17 protein-coding genes and 2 pseudogenes are annotated in these 16,867 nt (G+C 61.1%); 14 read left to right on the top strand and 5 right to left on the bottom strand.

Features of this window, described 5'->3' with window-relative positions:
- Positions 1–56: 56 nt before the first annotated feature.
- The 4 genes from ACTHQS_RS09630 to ACTHQS_RS09615 are packed head-to-tail and all read left to right on the top strand — an operon-like array spanning position 57 to position 2,775.
- A complete protein-coding gene (locus ACTHQS_RS09630; RefSeq protein ID WP_440168121.1) occupies positions 57–824 on the top strand; it encodes a DUF4386 domain-containing protein in 768 nt (255 codons plus the stop codon).
- Between the two features lie 12 nt (positions 825–836).
- Positions 837–1,436 carry a hypothetical protein gene (locus tag ACTHQS_RS09625; protein ID WP_440168119.1) on the top strand — a complete coding sequence of 200 codons (600 nt, stop codon included), beginning with the start codon at positions 837–839 and terminating at the stop codon, positions 1,434–1,436.
- Positions 1,433–2,404 carry an NAD-dependent epimerase/dehydratase family protein gene (locus ACTHQS_RS09620; protein ID WP_440168118.1) on the top strand — a complete coding sequence of 324 codons (972 nt, stop codon included), beginning with the start codon at positions 1,433–1,435 and terminating at the stop codon, positions 2,402–2,404. Before ACTHQS_RS09625 ends, ACTHQS_RS09620 begins: the two co-directional genes overlap by 4 nt.
- A 20-nt stretch (positions 2,405–2,424) precedes the next feature.
- A complete protein-coding gene (locus ACTHQS_RS09615; protein WP_440168117.1) occupies positions 2,425–2,775 on the top strand; it encodes an SDR family NAD(P)-dependent oxidoreductase in 351 nt (116 codons plus the stop codon).
- 262 nt (positions 2,776–3,037) lie between these two features.
- On the opposite strand, the gene ACTHQS_RS09610 is transcribed toward ACTHQS_RS09615, so the two are convergent.
- Entirely contained in the window at positions 3,038–3,244 is a 207-nt protein-coding gene (locus ACTHQS_RS09610; RefSeq protein WP_440168115.1) for a ribbon-helix-helix protein, CopG family, read from the bottom strand.
- Between the two features lie 540 nt (positions 3,245–3,784).
- Here ACTHQS_RS09610 and ACTHQS_RS09605 point away from each other — a divergent pair.
- From ACTHQS_RS09605 to ACTHQS_RS09590, 4 genes are all read left to right on the top strand, one after another.
- Positions 3,785–4,573, top strand: coding sequence for a hypothetical protein (locus ACTHQS_RS09605; RefSeq protein WP_440168114.1), 789 nt, complete (start codon positions 3,785–3,787; stop codon positions 4,571–4,573).
- 271 nt (positions 4,574–4,844) lie between these two features.
- Positions 4,845–5,648: an APH(3') family aminoglycoside O-phosphotransferase gene (locus tag ACTHQS_RS09600; protein ID WP_440168457.1), complete on the top strand. Its 804-nt coding sequence runs from the start codon at positions 4,845–4,847 to the stop codon at positions 5,646–5,648.
- Positions 5,649–5,921: 273 nt separating this feature from the next.
- The gene (locus ACTHQS_RS09595) at positions 5,922–6,500 is read left to right on the top strand and encodes a hypothetical protein (RefSeq protein WP_440168113.1); all 579 of its coding nucleotides are present in this window, start codon (positions 5,922–5,924) and stop codon (positions 6,498–6,500) included.
- Positions 6,501–6,582: 82 nt separating this feature from the next.
- Positions 6,583–7,047: a hypothetical protein gene (locus ACTHQS_RS09590; protein WP_440168112.1), complete on the top strand. Its 465-nt coding sequence runs from the start codon at positions 6,583–6,585 to the stop codon at positions 7,045–7,047.
- Between the two features lie 134 nt (positions 7,048–7,181).
- Here the strand turns inward: ACTHQS_RS09590 and ACTHQS_RS09585 are convergent, their stop codons facing one another.
- The gene (locus ACTHQS_RS09585; RefSeq protein WP_440168110.1) at positions 7,182–8,057 is read right to left on the bottom strand and encodes a LysR family transcriptional regulator; all 876 of its coding nucleotides are present in this window, start codon (positions 8,055–8,057) and stop codon (positions 7,182–7,184) included.
- Positions 8,058–8,290: 233 nt separating this feature from the next.
- Here ACTHQS_RS09585 and ACTHQS_RS09580 point away from each other — a divergent pair, with 233 nt between their 5' ends.
- From ACTHQS_RS09580 to ACTHQS_RS09560, 5 genes and pseudogenes are all read left to right on the top strand, one after another.
- Positions 8,291–9,532, top strand: a complete 1,242-nt coding sequence (locus ACTHQS_RS09580; protein WP_440168108.1) for an MFS transporter — start codon at positions 8,291–8,293, stop codon at positions 9,530–9,532.
- A 38-nt stretch (positions 9,533–9,570) separates the two neighbouring features.
- A complete protein-coding gene (locus ACTHQS_RS09575; protein ID WP_440168106.1) occupies positions 9,571–10,857 on the top strand; it encodes an FAD-dependent oxidoreductase in 1,287 nt (428 codons plus the stop codon).
- A 75-nt stretch (positions 10,858–10,932) separates the two neighbouring features.
- The gene (locus tag ACTHQS_RS09570; protein ID WP_440168105.1) at positions 10,933–11,907 is read left to right on the top strand and encodes an amidohydrolase family protein; all 975 of its coding nucleotides are present in this window, start codon (positions 10,933–10,935) and stop codon (positions 11,905–11,907) included.
- 41 nt (positions 11,908–11,948) lie between these two features.
- Entirely contained in the window at positions 11,949–12,791 is an 843-nt protein-coding gene (gene catA, locus ACTHQS_RS09565; RefSeq protein WP_440168103.1) for a catechol 1,2-dioxygenase, read from the top strand.
- Between the two features lie 138 nt (positions 12,792–12,929).
- Positions 12,930–13,841: pseudogene (locus ACTHQS_RS09560) on the top strand (enolase C-terminal domain-like protein); the annotation flags it as partial.
- A gap of 110 nt (positions 13,842–13,951) precedes the next feature.
- Here the strand turns inward: ACTHQS_RS09560 and ACTHQS_RS09555 are convergent.
- The 3 genes and pseudogenes from ACTHQS_RS09555 to ACTHQS_RS09545 all read right to left on the bottom strand — a co-directional run bounded on the left by ACTHQS_RS09555 (position 13,952) and on the right by ACTHQS_RS09545 (position 15,579).
- Entirely contained in the window at positions 13,952–14,566 is a 615-nt protein-coding gene (locus ACTHQS_RS09555; RefSeq protein WP_440168455.1) for an MIT C-terminal domain-containing protein, read from the bottom strand.
- Between the two features lie 210 nt (positions 14,567–14,776).
- Positions 14,777–14,905, bottom strand: a pseudogene (locus tag ACTHQS_RS09550) (translation initiation factor IF-2 N-terminal domain-containing protein); the annotation flags it as partial.
- Positions 14,906–14,928: 23 nt separating this feature from the next.
- On the bottom strand, positions 14,929–15,579 hold the full coding sequence (locus ACTHQS_RS09545) for an ABC transporter permease (RefSeq protein ID WP_440168102.1): 651 nt from the start codon (positions 15,577–15,579) through the stop codon (positions 14,929–14,931).
- Between the two features lie 58 nt (positions 15,580–15,637).
- Here ACTHQS_RS09545 and ACTHQS_RS09540 point away from each other — a divergent pair, with 58 nt between their 5' ends.
- Entirely contained in the window at positions 15,638–16,840 is a 1,203-nt protein-coding gene (locus ACTHQS_RS09540; protein WP_440168101.1) for a hypothetical protein, read from the top strand.
- Positions 16,841–16,867 lie beyond the last annotated feature (27 nt).

Genomic DNA, 16,867 nt, shown 5'->3' with positions numbered 1-16,867 from the left:
ACTATTTGTACAGCGTCCAGATTGCACGCCGTACAGAAATAGGCAGGAAGACCGCCATGAACACCGCGCCAACCACGAAACTTCGCATCACCACCGGTGGGCTGTTTGCCTTCAGTGCCCTCGCGTTCGCGGCAGCGGCCACAGCCCTGTCCGTGATGTTTGACTGGCCGGACGTATTGCGGGAGCCGGCCGAGGTGGTGCTGCCTGCCTTTACCGCCGGCGGCCCCGCCCTCGTGTGGGCCTGGTTCGCGGCGGCCTGGACCTACGGGCTCCTCGCCATCCCGATCCTGCTTCTGCCGGCAGCTCTCGGCCTGCAGGGGAATCCCATTGTGAAGGTTGCCACCTATGCCGGGGCTGCCTCGGTACTCCTGTCACTCATCGGGTTCCTGCGCTGGGTGTTCGTCGTCCCGGCACTGGCCAGCACCTACGCGACAGGGGACGGGCAGACGCGGGCTGCGGTGGCCGCTGCCTGGACAGCGCAGCACCAGTTCGGCGGTGCACTACTGGGTGAGCACCTGGGCCAGCTGCTGGTGATCGGGTGGTCCGCCGCCGTCAGCATCGTGATCCTGCGCAGCGGGATTCTTCCCCGATGGATCGGCGCCGCCGGCCTCATCACTTCCAGCATCTATCTGCTCAATCAGGGCGACATCCTCGCCACCGCCGTCCCGGGATTTCCCGTCTGGGACCTCGCCGGCCTTCTCGGCAGCACAGGTTGGGGCCTCTGGGTTGCAGGGCTCGGTATCAGCATTCTCATAAAGCGTTCAGTGGCTGCAAGGCCTGTGCTCACCACGCATTTACATCCTGCCCAGCACGGTATGGCCTAATGAACGGACATCATGACCCACACAACGACTTCGCGGGCAAGCACGATCCGTGCCTGGCTGCTTTGGACCACCAGCTTCTTGGCACTGCCAATCGGCGGATACGCCGGCACCATGATCAGTGGCCGCATCGACGACCCGCTTTCTGCGGTCATCGGTGGGGCCACCGCCGGACTCATCATCGGTAACGGGCAGGCACTGACCAGCAGCCACAGGGTCCGGCCCCTGGCCTGGATCCCGGCGACCGTCCTGGGCATGGGCGCCGGACTGGCCCTGGGCGCCGCGGCCGCAGGCTACGGCACCGCCCTTCCTGACCTTGCCCTGATGGGCGCACTCAACGGGCTCGTCCTGGGTTTCGCCCAGGCACGTGCCCTTCCACGGCAGGTGGGCCGGCACCGCTGGATCTGGGCAGCGGCCATGCCTGCACTATGGAGCCTCGGCTGGACAGTAACCACGCTGGCCAGGATCGCTGTCGATCAGCAGTTCATCGTTTTCGGCGCCAGCGGAGCCCTCCTCGTCACCGCGATCACCGGCCTCATCCTGAACCGGTTGCTACCCGTCCCGCTGCTCAACAAGCCGGCCATGTCCCCCACGAACGCAAAGGTTCAGTCATGAATACCGGGCTCCACGTCATCTTCGGTACCGGTGCCATCGGGCTGGCCGCGTTCGACGCCCTCCGGCGGCGAGGCCGGACCGTCCGTCTGGTCAACCGGTCCGGGCAGGCCACCGTGCCCGAGGGTGTGGAAGTCATCGCCGGAAACGCCGCCGACCCCGTCTTCGCCGCCCGCGCAGCCCACGGTGCCACCGTTATCTATCAGACGATGAACCCGCCCTACCACCTGTGGAGCGCACAATTCCCCGCACTGCAGACCGGAGTGCTTGCGGCGGCGGAAGCCACAGGCGCCCGGCTGGTCAGCATGGAAAACGTCTACATGTATGGCCGCCCGGCAGGACGCCCACTGACCGAAGACCGACCCAACAATGCCCACACGATCAAGGGCCGGCTCCGCGCCGCGATGGCTGAGGAACTCCTGCACGCCCACCATGCAGGCCGCGTCGAAGTAGCCATCGGCCGCGCCTCCGATTACTTCGGTCCGCGCGGCGGAGCACAATCGAACCTCGGCGACCGCGTCTTCCCGGCAGCCCTGGCCGGAAAAACCAGCACAGTACTGGGCGACCGGCACCAACCCCACACCTACACCTACATTCCCGACATCGGTGAAGGCCTCGCCGTCCTGGGCGAACACCCGGACGCGCCCGGCCAAATCTGGCACCTGCCCAACGACCCCCACACGCGCAGCACCCAGGAACTCGTTGACACCATCTACCGTCAGGCAGGCCAACAGCGAACCAGGATCCGCGCCGTCCCGCCATTTCTCCTGCGCGCTCTGGCCATCACCAGCCCCGTCGTGCGTGAACTCCTCGAAATGCAGTACCAGTTCGAAGAACCCTTCATCGTTGACAGCAGCAAAATCACCACAAGGCTCGGCGTCACAGCCACGCCCCTGGACGAGGCCATCGCAGAAACACTCAATAGCTACACCGACACCAGCCAGCCCTACCCGGAACGAGCACAGTCATGAAAAACAAAAACATGAGACCCATGGCGGGCAGGACAGTGGTCGTCACCGGCGCAACCGGAGGCATCGGCAAGGCAACCGCCCACGGTCTGGCTCTGATGGGGGCCCACGTCGTCATCATCGGCCGGGACACCAAACGCGCGCAAGAAACCGCCGAAGAACTGCGTTTGGCCGGCGGCGGAAAGGTGGACGCCTTTGTTGCCGACCTGTCTTCCCAAACCCAGGTACGCCGGCTCGCCGACGAGCTGCTCACCCTCCCCCGCATCAATGTGCTGATCAACAACGCCGGAGGGTATTGGAACACCCGCCACACAACAGTCGGCAGTGCCCGCGGCGACCCCGACGACGAGGTCGAAGCCTGCATCCGTTGTTAAACCATGCCGGTAACCGTTGATCCACAGCAGCAACACCATGAGCGTTCATGCCGTCCATTTGTTGCCATCAACGAGTGGACGGGGACCGGGCGACCGACTCCCACAAGGCGGCCGTCTTCACCGCCAATTCCGGATAGGCTTCCGCGCGCATGACAACCGTAGCCAGCCTGGCCAATGCCGAGGCCAACAACCCGACATGACGGATATGGAAGCCCGTACCGATCAACTACCTGAAGAGGGTCCTCAATGTCCAGGTACGCTGTCACGCGCCCTCAAGGCGCTTCAGCAACTCAGCATCATGACTCATTACAAAATCAAGGCCCTCGCTGATTTCACGGCGCCGCGTGTGACGCTGCAGAACCAACTCAGCACCCTCCAGCAGAAGCGCGGACTTGGACGTGTGCTCCTCGGCAGCCAACTTCTCCAGCCGCCGATCGAGGTCTTCAGGAACACGGAGATTCATAGCCATGTCCTCATGGTACAAAAACGGTACCGGCCTGGATCGCTTGGCTGCTGATCCCGGAAGTGTGGTTCCTTCCGGCCTTACTCTAATCCCCTCGAGCCGACGCCCGCTCCCATGTCTCATAACCAAGGATGATTACCAGATGGTGGCTACGAAGTTAAGAGACATAGTTACGAGAATCGTCCTTGCCATCGCGCGTCGAAGACTCTGTGGAAATTCAGCGACCATGCAGGCCGGACGCCTATTCGTTCGATGAGAGACATCTCGTTTCCCGCGGGTTACGAGACGCAGTTGCCGTCGGATCTCTTGAGCCAGTTAGGCCCGGGCGGAGTAAAGCTGGCACCAAATTCGGCATTTCAACGCTGCCTCAGGGCGGTCCTGTCATTTCGGGGGTGGCATGAGTCGAAGCTGGTCTCCGTACAACTCTTCATTGTCACGGGTTCTGTGCTGGAGGAGACTTGATGCAACGGCCCCCCATTTCGGGCCGCCCGCGGGGCCACCCGGCTGCGGGGCCTCACAGCACCCTGTAGCGGCCTTGGTGGATCGATGAGCTCCATGACACTCCTCGAAAAGGCCGCTCAGCGGCCCCTCCACCTCTTGCCCCTGCTGGCTATCGCACTGATTGGATTTCTCGGGGGGTGCCAGTATGAGTCCAAGGACGTCCCCCTCCCGTCCTCCAGTTCTCCGAATACGGAGGCTGGCACGCCCCCACCGCGGCCGGACGGCGGCGGCACCGCCACGGTCCCACCGCTGCCGAAGAGTGGCGCTATCGGCGCCGGCACGTACCTCGTCACCAGCTTTGCAGAGAATTTCGAGATTACCGTCCCAGACGGCTGGTCGGCCGACGGTGATGGCCTGGGAAAGGACGACCCGAATCACCCGGATGCGATGGGGGTCTTCGTCGGTTGGTGGCCCTCAAACCATGTGCCGAGGGACGCGTGCAAGTGGCAGGGCTCGCTCGTCGAGGTCAAGCCGTCGGCTAAGGCCTTTGTCGACGCGATGATGGCGCAGACGTCCACGTCCAGCACCCCTCCCTTCGAGGTCAAAGTGGGCGATTACTCAGGCGTCGAGTTCGACCACTCCGTCGAGGGCGACGTGGACATCAGAGCCTGCGACAACGGTCAGTTTTGCGTCCACTCGGAATATTCGAACCTATGCACACGCTGGTACTCGAGCGCCGCTGAGCGCGAAACCTACAGAGTGGTCAACCTGAACGGCACGCGTGCCATGTTCTGGGTGGTTCAATTCCACGAATCGATCCATCCGGAGCTGACGAGCCAGGCACGCACCGTCTTCGACTCAATCGTGTTCAAGCTCCGACAAGTGACCAGCTGATGCGATAGGCGATCCCGCCCTCGGGCGCCGCCTCCTTCTCTGAAACCCACCTGTACGTCTCATAACTAAGGCGCCTCAAATCCCAAGGGTTTCGAGACAGCCGGGGTGTGTAGCGTTTAGGGCACCTTCACCGGGCATTTATGCGGGCGGGGTATACGGGACACCTCGAAATCCGTCCTCGCAAAGCCGCACGTCAGAACCAGGTTGTCGCAGTTAGGGACCGGCTTACGGGCGGTCGGTGCAGCCAGGTAGGACCTACCATCGAGGAGTGATAGAAGAACAGGTCAAAACGCTTCGACGACAGTATTCGGGCCATGGCTGGACTCCAATCAGCATCGGCTGCTCTGGCGCACTGGTTTATAGGCTGGACGGAGCCACCGACCTGTATGTGAAGGTTGGCGGCCTGACAAATAAACACGACGCCGGGTACGACCTGGGCGCCGAGGCGGAGCGTCTGCGTTGGCTTGCGAAGGTTGGGATTCCTACGCCGGAGGTCGTCGAGTACGACGTCTCTGACGACTGCGCCTGGTTAGTCACCACGGCAATAGCCGGCCGTTCCGCCGCCGAACACTGGCCGGCCGACCAGCGCACTAACGTGATAGACGCACTAGCCGATTTCACCCGCACGCTGCATGACCTTCCGATCGAGGATTGTCCCTACGAACGGAACCTCGCTGTCATCATGCCTGCCGCCGAACATGCAGTGCGGCAGCATTTGGTTGATCTGGACCGGCTGGACCCCGCCTATGTGGATTGGACACCGCAACAACTCCTCGATGAGCTTTTCGCCACCGTTCCCACCTCCGAAGACTTAGTTGTCTGCCACGGTGATCTCTGTCTGCCGAACGTACTGCTCGACCCCGACACGCTCACGATTACAGGGCTCGTCGACGTTGGTCGCCTAGGGAGGGCCGACCGGTATTCCGACCTCGCCCTGGTCACCAGGAGCATCACCAGCGCCCAGAACCCCCAGTACGGCCTACACCACGCGGATCGGTATCTCACCCGTTACGGCATAGAACAGGCCGACACCAACCGCCTCACCTTCTACCGGCTCCTTGACCAGTTCTTTTAAGAATGAAGGGGGTCCCCGCCCGTAGCGTCCGGTGAGGGATCATTTGTGAGACCGGTCCCCACCGTGCCTATTTTTTGCACATCCCGCCGGACGAGGTCCGCCTCAGACCGAAGCGCCTGCAACCGACGTGTCAGTGGTAACGCATATTCTGTGATGATGGGCTTTACCCGGAAGATCGATTCAGCAGAGCCCGTGGATCATGGATCGTCCACCGTGAGCCACTCTGCTGGGGCCAACCGCGGAATGGTTGTTGATGCGCTCTAAGGTTGGATGATGGGGAACGAAAACGGACGCTCGGATCACGAGAAACACCAAGACAGTGCCAGTGAACCTGACTTATTTGCTCAAATAAGGGCCAGCTCGAACTGGCATGCCTGCCGCCAGCTGTACCTCGGATGGACCCGGCAACAAACTATTGAGCGGATGCAATCCGTCGCACCAGGGTTCCCACTCGAAGCCTATGAACGGGAACTCACTCGCGCGATGGAATGGGCGGAGAAAAACAGGCAAAACGGTCTCCGGCGCCGGCAATTAGAAATTGAGGAAGCCAAGACTCTGGATGTGCTGAACGCAGTATTCGTCCTTTACCTCCTCAATACGAGATACGGCAGCCACTACGTCCAGGATGGTCTGGGCTATATCGACATACAGCACGAGCTGGGCAGCCTTTTCTCGTCACAGGAGATCGAAGCGGCCAAGCACAGAGCGGACGACGTTATCAAATACGCTTCGAACCTAGTCTGGCGCTCCTGGGATGGCCCCCACTTAGAAGACCTGCGAGCAAAGTTTCCCGAGTGCAACGACAACAACCTTTCAGTAGCAATCGGGCACGCGTACTGGCTCAACCGATAGCCAGTCCCTGTGAAGGATGGGCTTACGGGCGTGGAGCTCGCTTGGCTAGGTGGCGAGGACCTGGAGGTGGAATTATGCCGGTATGGCGAAATTCCACCGGTTCCAGTCGAACTATGTCGGGCGCACAGGCGCCCCTGTCGGCGTATTCGTGGCGGTCGACCATCTTCGACGCGTGGGGCGACTCAGCGAGGAGGAAGTCGCCTGCTACGCCTTTACCGATGCCTGGTTTCAGGAGAACCTGCCCAACCCGCCGTTTTATGCGGATGGGAACACCATCGGCGCGGTTACCTGGTTCAAGGAGCAGACAGACGGTATGGCGGAGCGTCTTCGGCCGCTTCTAGAGATGCTTGAGGCAAAGAGCGTTTTTTGGGAGTGCGAAACTTCAGCTGATCCTGGTGAGATCGTTTATGAAGATCAGTGGCAGGTGGGCGTCATTCCTTCATCGCGGTTGGCGATGACACCGTTGCCCTATCCCGGGAAGCCCGGGCCCAATGATTGGTTCGAGGTCCGTGAACGCTACCTGCAGGTCGGCCGGGCTGGGCAATAAATCGAGCGCCCGGTTGAGGATCCCCTTGCGGGCTCAGCTCATGCGCCAAATAGCGCCGCCAGAACGCCGCCACTTATCGCCGAAAGTCACAAGCGTGGCCGCGCCCTAGGGAATTCCCGGGTGAAGCCATCGGGCTACCGGAATGTTCTCAGGATGATGTCCGCAACCTTTTTAACGATGTCGCGAGTGACAGGTTGGCGGACCATCCAGGTTTCCAGCGCCATGGTGGGCTCCTTGAGTTGCTTCCACTGCCAGTCCGGCAAGAGGCGGTTGGCGCTGGCCTCGGTCAGCATCACAGCTACCGATGACGTTGCGTCAGCGCAGGCGCGGGCATGCTCGTTGAAGGTGGCAATTCGCCAGGCGGGGGTTACTCCTAGCTCATGTGATGTGGCTAGTAGGCGGTCATGGCCGAGTGGGAACTGTTCCCGCGAATGAATCAGCACTCGTTGGTCGTGAAAGTCGGACAGCCGGCAGTGCTCCTCCTCTTCATTCGCCGGCAGGCCGGGACGTAAGGCAAGGCCGAAGAATTCTTTCCTTACGTGCCCGCCGACAAGGTCTTGGGAGGGCTCCTGGTGTACGAGGCCGATATCCAGACGCCCTTCCCGGACCATTCTCAGCTGGACGGTGGTGTCTCCATCGGTGAGCTCAAGCTCGGCGAGGGGAGCCTGATCCGCCACTGCCGTCAGAAGCCGGTCCACCCACTCACCTGGCAGCCCCGGAGCGAGTCCAAGCGCGACGGGCTGCCGCACCGGCCCCGCTTGACGCGCTACATCCCTCGCCGAACCCGCCATGGCCAGCATTGTGAGCGCATGCTTATGCAGGGCAACACCGGCGGGGGTCGGGAAAGTGCCCTTAGGCAGCCGTTCAAACAACGGTGTCCCGCATTCATGTTCCAGCAGACGGATCTGACGGGTTAAGGCCGGCTGGGATATGAGCAACTGTTCAGCGGCACGGGAAATCGACTTTTGGTTGAACACCGCCACGAAGTAGCGCAGTTGTCGAAGTTCCATGCTCGGCTTCCTTTCCAGTGGGCACCATCTGAAGAACGGCCTGGTGCCATAACTTCAGGGTATGCCCCGGCGTGGAAAAGGGTATTGGATAACGCTGCTCAGGGGCTTCTATATTGTGATGTGTGACATAGACGCACGCCGCTAGTTATGGCTCCGGATCTAAGCGTCACAACAGGGACCAGCTGCAGCCCTCCCCTTTCCCTTCTGTCAACTGCCTCAAAGAAAGAAAGTCAATGACGACTTCGCTACCCGCGATCCGCCAGTCCCCATACCGTTGGGTGATCCTGACCTTGGCCTGGGCTGCCTTCACCATGACCTCTGTTGACCGCGCTACGTGGGGCCCCGCTGCGAGCTTCGTGGGGGAGGACCTGGGCGTGGCTGTGGCCGGCCTGGGCTTGTTCGCCACCACGTACTACATCGGTTACGTCGTTTCGAACCTGTTCGGTGGTTTCCTTGCCGACTGGCTTGGTGGCCGGCTCATCGTCGGGCTGAGCATTCTGCTCTCTGGTTCCTTCATGCTCGCCTTCGGCGAATCGACATCCAAAGACATGGGTCTTGTGTTCCAGGCGTGCGTCGGGTTGTTCGCGGGTGCAGAATTTGGCGGCGGCGTCCGGTTGATCGCCAACTGGTTCCGGCCAGAGAAGCGTGGCACGGCCATGGGTATCTTCATGACAGCAACCTCTCTCGGTCTCGTGATCGCCAATGCTGTGGTTCCTTCCTTGATCCAACAGTCGAGCTGGCGGACTTCCTACCACCTGTTCGGGTTCGTCTCCCTTGGCCTCGGTGTTCTCTGCCTGATCTTCCTGCGCGGCGGAAAACGTCAAGCAGAACCTCAAGAGAAGACGCGGCCCCAGATCATGCCACTCCTGCGGAACAGGAACCTCCTCATGCTCGGCCTGGCCGGTTTCGGCGCCCTCTGGGGCACCTACGGTTTTGTCACCTGGTCAAACCTGCTCATGACCAAAGGCATCGGCATCAGCCCGGTTCAGGCTGGAGTTGTCGTCGTGATTTTCGGTTCCGCGGCTATTTTTTCGAAGCCCCTTATCGGTTTCGTTTCTGACGCGATCAAGTTGACCCGGCGGAACCTCACCATCATCATCCTGTTGGCGTTCTCGGCCACCCTTGTTGCTTTCAGCATGGCCACCAACAACGTGCAGTTCCTCTGGATTGCACCGCTGCTCGGCATCGCCGCTTACGTCTACAGCCCCATCATGCTCGCCATGATCCCCACCCTGGCCGGCGAAAAACTTGCCGGTTCCGCTGCCGGCGGCATCAACGCCTTCTGGCAACTGGGGAGCACCATCGTTCCCACCGTCATCGGCATGGTCTTCGGTGCCACCTCCTCCTTCCAACTCGCTTTCCTGACCCTGGCGGCAGGGCCGCTGTTGGCAGTGATTCCCATGCTGGCGATCCGCCCGGTGAACGCAGCCACTGGCAAAACCGTCCCGGTAGCGGCCTCCCAGCCGGCCCGGTAACACCCCGAATCTTAAGCAATACCTTGAAAGGCAATACTTTGAATCAGCAGTACGACGTCATCATCGCCGGCGGAGGATCGGCTGGAGTCGCTGCAGCCATTGGCGCCAGCCGCGCCGGGGCCCGCACCCTCCTCCTTGAAAAAGGACCTTGCCTGGGCGGAGCCGCCACCCTGCGCAACGTTGTGACCTATGCCGGGATCTTCACGCAGGAAGATGAGCGGCAGGTTGTGTTCGGCGTGATGGAGGACGTTTATGCCAGGCTGCGTGCGATGGGCGCTGTCAGCGCGCCCCGCAAGTACAACGCAGTAACGGTGGTCTTCGAACCCGAAGACGTCAAGTTCGTTCTCGACGAGCTCTGTGCAGAAGCCGGCGTCGACGTTCGGCTACACACCCTCATCGTCGGCGCCGAGGCAGATGATGCCGGAACGATCACCTCAGTGCGCGTCGCAGACCACGAAGGACTGCACCACTTCACCGCAGGAGCCTTCGTGGATGCCACCGGTGACGCGGACCTGGCTTGCCACAGCGGTGCCGAAGTACGCTATGGCCGCGACGGGAAGGTGCAGAACGGCACCCTGGGCGTCCGCTTCGGTGGGATCCCGCTCGACGTGGACGCCGGACGGGCCGCACTCAAGAAAGCCGTCACAGCCAGCAAAGCGGCAGGCATGCCAAACCTTCTCGCTGAAACCGGGCTGGTCGCCCGGCTGCCTGTCTCCGGGGACATCATTACCTACCTTGTGGACGAGGGCTACGACGCCCGCAGTGCAGTGGACACCAGCCGGGCCGAAGCCCACGCGCGCCTCCAGGCGCAGGCCTACCTCCAAGCGCTCAAGACCGTCCCGGGGTGTGAAAACGCCTACATCGTCTCCACGGGACCCGAACTCGGCACCCGGGAATCCCGCCATGTCGTTGCGCCCCTGCGCCTCACCGAAGAAGATGTCCTGCTCCCGGAACCCCGTGAAGACACGGTCGCTATCGGGGCCTGGCCCATGGAGTACCACCCGGGCCCCGGCGTCCCGTCGATCTGGAAGTTCATCGCCGACCCCGGTTACTTCGGTATTCCCCTGGACTGCCTCAAGAGCGTGAACCGGACCAACCTCTTCGCCGCCGGCCGCCTTCTTGATGGGGATCAGGCCGCAGGATCTTCGTTGCGGGTCATGGGAACCGCGTTCGCTACCGGCCACGCAGCCGGCATCGCCGCCGCCCATATTGCCCTCGGCAAGCCCTGCGACACCTCCTCCGTGCAGACAGAACTGCAACGCCAGGACGCCAGGCTCCCGCTCCCCGTCACCACTGCAGCTCGTACCGAAGTGGCTGCTTCCTAGTCCTTCACCAACCACATTTCCTGGGTGGCCCATGCCCCCGATCCCGCTTCACCTATGTCAAAGGAAAGAACTTTCATGGTTTCCAAGATCGCCCTTGAAGAGCACTTCGGTGCTACCGACCCCAACATCGTTGCGCAGTCAGCGGAACACTTCACCGCCGACGCCTGGCCGGCACGTCGGGACATGCTGCTGGACATCCACGAAGACCGGCTTCGGCTGATGGACCAGTGCGGCATCGAAAAGTCCGTACTGTCCCTGCTCTCACCCGGCATCCAGTCCCTTCATAATTCCGAGCAGGCAGTGGACTGGGCGAAGCGCCTGAACGATTACGCCGCCAAGCAGGTCTCCAACAACCCTGATCGTTTCGCTTCCTTCGCCGCGCTGCCGATGCAGGACCCCGACGCCGCCACCGCGGAACTGCGCCGGGCCGTGACGGATCTGGGTCTGGTCGAGGCCTTGGTCAACGGCTACTCTCAGGTCGGCACGGAAGACATTGTGGTGTACCTGGACGACGCCCGGTATGCCGAGTTCTGGGCCACGGTCGAAGAACTCGATGTGCCCCTGTACCTGCACCCCCGCGACCCGCTGGCTTCGCGAAGCCCGCAGTACGACGGTCACCCGTGGCTTTACGGGTCGACCTGGGCCTTCTCCGTTGAAACCGGAACCCACGCGCTGCGGCTCATGGGCAGCGGACTGTTCGACCGGCACCCCGGAATCCAGATCATCCTCGGCCACCTGGGCGAGCTGCTGCCTTTCAACATCTGGCGCACCGACCACCGGGTGGCCGTCGCCCCCCGCGGCATCTCCATCGAGAAAACCTTCGGGCACTACCTACGGAACAACTTCTACCTCACCACGAGCGGGAACTTCCGCACCCCCGCGCTGCTGAACACCATCCAGGAAATCGGTGCAGACCGGTTGCTGTTCTCCTCCGACTACCCGTTCGAGCGGATGGACGAGGCAGCAACCTGGTTCGACAACCTCGAACTCAACGAGAACGATCTGACCAAGATCGCACGCACCAACGCAGCGAAGCTCCTGAAGCTCTAGCGCACCCACGACAGCCACCTGAAGTATTAGGAATAAAAGACATGAGCGCACAAGCAACCGCTGCCGCCTCCGGCGCCAACGCAACACAGCGATTCCGTGAGAACAAGCAGACCAGCGCAGTCGCCAACCAGGAGCGTGTAGCCCTGCTCGCCGGCCGGTTAATCAAAGCTGCAAACGACATCGTGCTCGAAGAAAGGGTCACGTACGAGGAGTACAACGCCCTCAAGGCCTGGCTGATCCAGGTCGGTGAGGATGGGGAGTGGCCGCTGTTCCTCGACGTCTGGCTGGAGCACTCCGTTGAGGAGGTCGCAACCAGCCACCGGAAGGGCAACAAGGGATCCATCGAAGGTCCCTACTATGTCCCGAACTCGCCGGAACACAACAGCCCTGCCACCATCGAGATGCGGCCGGAAGAAAAGGGCACCCCGCTGCTCTTCCAGGGACAGGTGCGCAGCACCGACGGCAGCCCCCTTCCGAACGCGAAGATCGAGCTGTGGCATGCGGACGAGGACGGCTTCTACTCCCAGTTCGCCCCGAACATCCCGGAGTGGAACCTGCGCGGGACCTTCATCACCGATGAAGAGGGCAACTTCCAAATCAACACGATCCAGCCGGCCCCCTACCAGATCCCCACCGACGGGGCCTGCGGCCAGCTCATTGCAGCAGCAGGCTGGCACGCCTGGCGCCCCGCCCACCTGCACCTGAAAGTCTCAGCCCCCGGTTACGAACTGCTGACCACGCAGCTCTACTTCCCCGGTGACCCGCACAACGATGACGACATCGCCACGGCCACCAAACCGGAGCTGATGCTTGACATCCAGCCAGCCGCCGGCCGCCAGGGAGTGCAGACCAGCTACAACTTCGTCCTGGACCCCGAGGCCTAAACACGGGAAGAAATGGGCTAAACCCTGAACTGCCGTTGCGGGATCCGCCCCCAAGGATCCCGCAACGGCTCTCCACGAATACCTGAGTCCATGCCTGACCCCTGCTTACACGCACATCCCAAGCCGGAAGAACCGCCCGTGAAAATCGAACGGATCGAAGCGATCCCATATGCGATCCCGTACACGCATCCCCTAAAGTTCGCCAGCGGGGAGGTCACCACCGCAGACCACGTCCTCGTCCGCGTCTTCACGGACGAGGAAGTCGTGGGAGTCGCTGACGCTCCACCCGGCCCTACACCTACGGAGAGACCCAGGACTCCGTCACGGCGATCATCGACAAGGTCTTCGCGCCACAACTCTTGGGCCCCGAGATTCTGGACCGGGAACGAATCCACGCGGTACTGGGCCGGACCGTTAACAACCACGTCGCCAAAGGATCAGTGGACATCGCCGTATGGGACGCCATCGGTAAGACCCTCGGGACACCCGTGCACAAGCTGCTCGGCGGATACAGCGACCGGATGCGCGTCAGCCACATGCTCGGCTTCCGCCCACCAGAGGAACTGCTCAATGAGGCGCTGCGTTTCGGCGAACTCTACGGCATCACCACTTTCAAGCTGAAGGTAGGGCGCCGGCCCCTCGCGCTGGACCTAGACGCGTGCCGCGTGCTGCGGGAAGGGCTGGGGGAGGACGTCGAAATCTATCTCGACGCCAACCGCGGCTGGACGGCAAACGAGGCCCTCGAAGTCCTCCACCGCACAGAAGGCCTGGGCCTGACACTGCTGGAGGAACCCTGCGACGCCAAAGAAGTCATGAGCCGCCAGCGCCTCGTGGACAAGTCACCAATACCAGTGGTGGGTGATGAATCAGTCCCCACCGCCGGAGACGTCGCCCGCGAGCTGTTGTCCGGAAGCTGCAACGCCATCTGTATCAAAACCGCCCGCTCCGGATTCACCGAAGCCACCCAAAATACTCGGGCTCTGCACCGGTTTGGGAGTCGATGTGACGATGGGCAACCAACTCGACACTCAAATCGGTGACGGCACGACCGCCGACCGGGATGCCCTTGGGCTGGCGGTTCAAAAATGCGTTCACGGCCAGATTGTGTGCGGCTGCCCTTGTAAGTGCGCAAATTAAGTGTGCTTAGGACGGCATGACGCTCACGTTTCCTCGTCTAGGGGAAGGAACGTCACGTAAAAGGGGCGGACTTTCCGGTACTCCTGCATGCGGTGTGAAATCTGGAGCGGATCCGAAGGAACGCGTTCGAAAATATCAAGCCCACGATCGAGGAGAATTCTCCAGCCGCTGTTGGCCACGATCGTCCGCCAGTGAAGATCGGATTCGATCCTGTATTCAAATCGCAGCGGCGTAGCTTTCATACTTGCTGCTACTCGGTCCAAATACCGGGTCTGCGACAGGTCTTTCTTTTCGTCGCCGTCTTTGTCCCGCTGCGTCCTAAGCAGCACCGAAGTCTGAACCCTGCCCCCTTGAGCGCGCACGAGGTCTTCCAGTAGTTCCAACAGATTTCGGACCTGATCCAAGGTGATGATGAAAGGGTCTGTGATTGTGATTTCAGTGGCATCGATGAGATAGGGAACAATCAGCTTTTCGAAGCTGATTCCAGTGTCGCCACGTTTGAATTCGACGTGCTTCTGTTTCAAAGCCGCACTGGATACCGACCCCGATTCCCCTGGGCCATAATCCTCGATCGCATGATGAGTGGGTTGAAGCGTGGTCTCGCGTGTTGTACCGTCCCCTGGTGTTCCCGGATTCATTCGAGGCCCGACCTGTTCAACCAGAAGTGCCCCGCTTTGCGGCTCGCCTGGTGGGGCGATAGAACGCCGCAGTGCGAAGGGATTGTTCCCCGGCCTCGGGCCGCCTGGTGGCCACGTCCTCTCTACCGGTGGAGGGGACAACTGGTCAGCTAATTCCCTCATTCGAGGGGTGAGTGCCGCTCCAGATGCTGCCCATCCGCGGACCTGAGTTACGGTGGCTGAATCCAAAGTAGAAGACGTTGAACGGCACGGAGTCCCTGATGAACGAACGAAGGTGACCAGGTCCTTGGAAGCGAGGTTAAGCTCTTTGGCGAGTTCATGAACTCTCAGTTTCGCCATCGTTGCATCCCGTTCCTGACGTTCTAATCGACATTGCGCCCAATTTTACGGCCCACTTGAATTCGCCTTTCGGACTTGCGGCCGATTGTCGCGATAGCAGCCCTTACCGACCAATCTCCAAAGACATTCCGCAGTGAGACCCGGGACGTGTACTGGATGCTGCCGTGCCGGAACAGCTTCACCGCCAGGGCGATGGCCGCGGTACCGAGGATGAACAGTTCGGCGATGACGACTGCCGCCTCTCCCCCGCTGAGCGAGCCGAGGCCGTTCCGCAGCATGGCGGTCACCGGTGCTGAGAACGGGAAATGGGTGAACAGCTGCGCGACCGGAGAACCGGGGTCGCTGAGGATGAGTGGGATCGCATACAGGGGCACGAACATCATCACAACGATCGCGCCGAACAGGCCGCTTGCTTCCTTGGCGGTGGGCATGACCGAGCCAATGGCGACCAGCGTCCCGGCGAAAAGGACGAAGCCGCCAACCAGCAGCAGCGCCCCTACGATCATTGCGGAGGGCTCTGGAACGAGTGCGGCCAGGGAGATGTCGGGGATGCCGGCGTGTCCGCGCAAGAGGATGAAGGCGGCGGCAGCCGGTATTCCTACGGTGAGCATCTGGACTGCGCCGGTGGCCAGGATCGCGAGGATCTTCCCGACAATCAGTGACGTCGGGTTCACGGAGGTCAGTCGGCTGCAGCAGAGCGTGTTGGCTGTCCGTAGGATTCGTGGATGAGCTTTGAGCAATGCAGAATCAGTTGCCGTCATGTACTGCCAGCGATGCGCTGTGAGAGCACGGTGGCCAGTGCTTAAGCCCTGGAAGTTTACGTGCGGCAACATCCAGGCTGACGAAGAGGGCTATTACTGGTTGCTCAACGGCGTTGAGCGAAGAGACAGGAACGACAGCCTAGACGTACTGGAGCGGGATCTGGACAGCATTAGCGCTACACACATGCGACAGATGTACCGGAAACTGCAGAAACATCAAGGTTCGGATTGGGCCTTCTCCGATATGGTTATTCGCGCTGGCCAGGAGCCTCAGGTGCCCCTGGACTTCGATCCTCGCGATCTTGAACTCCTGCCCGTCACCGGCGTCAGCTTCTCCTTTGATGAGGGGGAAATCCTGCTTGTAATTGAATGTTTCGTAGAGCATTCCAGCAAGTACAACACTGAGACTGACCTCGATGTAGCAACTCTGATATGGCCTCTACTGAGCAGAAAACGCCTATCGCTTATAAGTGCTGAAGTCGAACCATACCCCGATGTCGGCAGGTTGATAACCGTGAGGATCGGATTCAACCCCCGCAGCCGCTGGTTATCCGAGCTGTACGCCGATGGTCTGGATATCAAAGCGTTGCTTGAGGCGTCATCCGGTGACCTAACCCGCGAAACGGTCGCAGAGTTGATACGAAGCGGACACGTCACAGCGCTACTCGGCCAACCTGAAGGCGACTGGCTCGAGGCAAAAAGTCAGCACGCTGACCTCACAACGGAAGTCGGAAAGATACGTCTCGCCCAGTGGGTTTCTCAGTTTGCGAATGCCCGTGACGGTGGCGTAGTAGTTTTGGGGCTAGCCACAAAGAACAGGGGCAGCGGAGACGTGATCACCAAAGTCACGCCCTTGCCGCGCGAATCCGGAATCCGTAGAAAGTACGTCCAGGTCCTCGATTCCAAGGTGATACCACCGATCGAAGACCTTCGTGTCGAAGTTATAGCTCACGGCGGCGACGATCTGGTACTGATCGAAGTGCCCCCTCAAACCGAGGAAAACAAGCCCTTCCTCGTTCATGGCGCCGTCATCGAAGGAAAGGCCCAGGGAACCTTCTTCTCAATTGTGCGACGTCGGAACGATGAAATGGCATCCACCCATCCGGCAAATGTCCACGCCAATCTCACGGTTGGAAGGGCTCTACTACGACGAGGCGAGTTCCCCAAGACTTAGCCATGGCAGCATGCAGTAGGGCGGTTC

It is taken from the genome of Arthrobacter sp. SAFR-044, from assembly GCF_051965175.1.
Classification (GTDB): domain Bacteria; phylum Actinomycetota; class Actinomycetes; order Actinomycetales; family Micrococcaceae; genus Arthrobacter.
This window is presented reverse-complemented; position numbering and strand designations above follow the sequence as displayed.

Coding starts and splice junctions, on each gene's coding strand:
- ACTHQS_RS09630 (WP_440168121.1), top strand. CDS start 57: ATGAACACCGCGCCAACCACGAAACTTCGCATCACCACCGGTGGGCTG.
- ACTHQS_RS09625 (WP_440168119.1), top strand. CDS start 837: ATGACCCACACAACGACTTCGCGGGCAAGCACGATCCGTGCCTGGCTG.
- ACTHQS_RS09620 (WP_440168118.1), top strand. CDS start 1,433: ATGAATACCGGGCTCCACGTCATCTTCGGTACCGGTGCCATCGGGCTG.
- ACTHQS_RS09615 (WP_440168117.1), top strand. CDS start 2,425: ATGGCGGGCAGGACAGTGGTCGTCACCGGCGCAACCGGAGGCATCGGC.
- ACTHQS_RS09610 (WP_440168115.1), bottom strand. CDS start 3,244: ATGGCTATGAATCTCCGTGTTCCTGAAGACCTCGATCGGCGGCTGGAG.
- ACTHQS_RS09605 (WP_440168114.1), top strand. CDS start 3,785: ATGAGCTCCATGACACTCCTCGAAAAGGCCGCTCAGCGGCCCCTCCAC.
- ACTHQS_RS09595 (WP_440168113.1), top strand. CDS start 5,922: ATGGGGAACGAAAACGGACGCTCGGATCACGAGAAACACCAAGACAGT.
- ACTHQS_RS09590 (WP_440168112.1), top strand. CDS start 6,583: ATGGCGAAATTCCACCGGTTCCAGTCGAACTATGTCGGGCGCACAGGC.
- ACTHQS_RS09585 (WP_440168110.1), bottom strand. CDS start 8,057: ATGGAACTTCGACAACTGCGCTACTTCGTGGCGGTGTTCAACCAAAAG.
- ACTHQS_RS09580 (WP_440168108.1), top strand. CDS start 8,291: ATGACGACTTCGCTACCCGCGATCCGCCAGTCCCCATACCGTTGGGTG.
- ACTHQS_RS09570 (WP_440168105.1), top strand. CDS start 10,933: ATGGTTTCCAAGATCGCCCTTGAAGAGCACTTCGGTGCTACCGACCCC.
- catA (WP_440168103.1), top strand. CDS start 11,949: ATGAGCGCACAAGCAACCGCTGCCGCCTCCGGCGCCAACGCAACACAG.
- ACTHQS_RS09555 (WP_440168455.1), bottom strand. CDS start 14,566: ATGAATCCGGGAACACCAGGGGACGGTACAACACGCGAGACCACGCTT.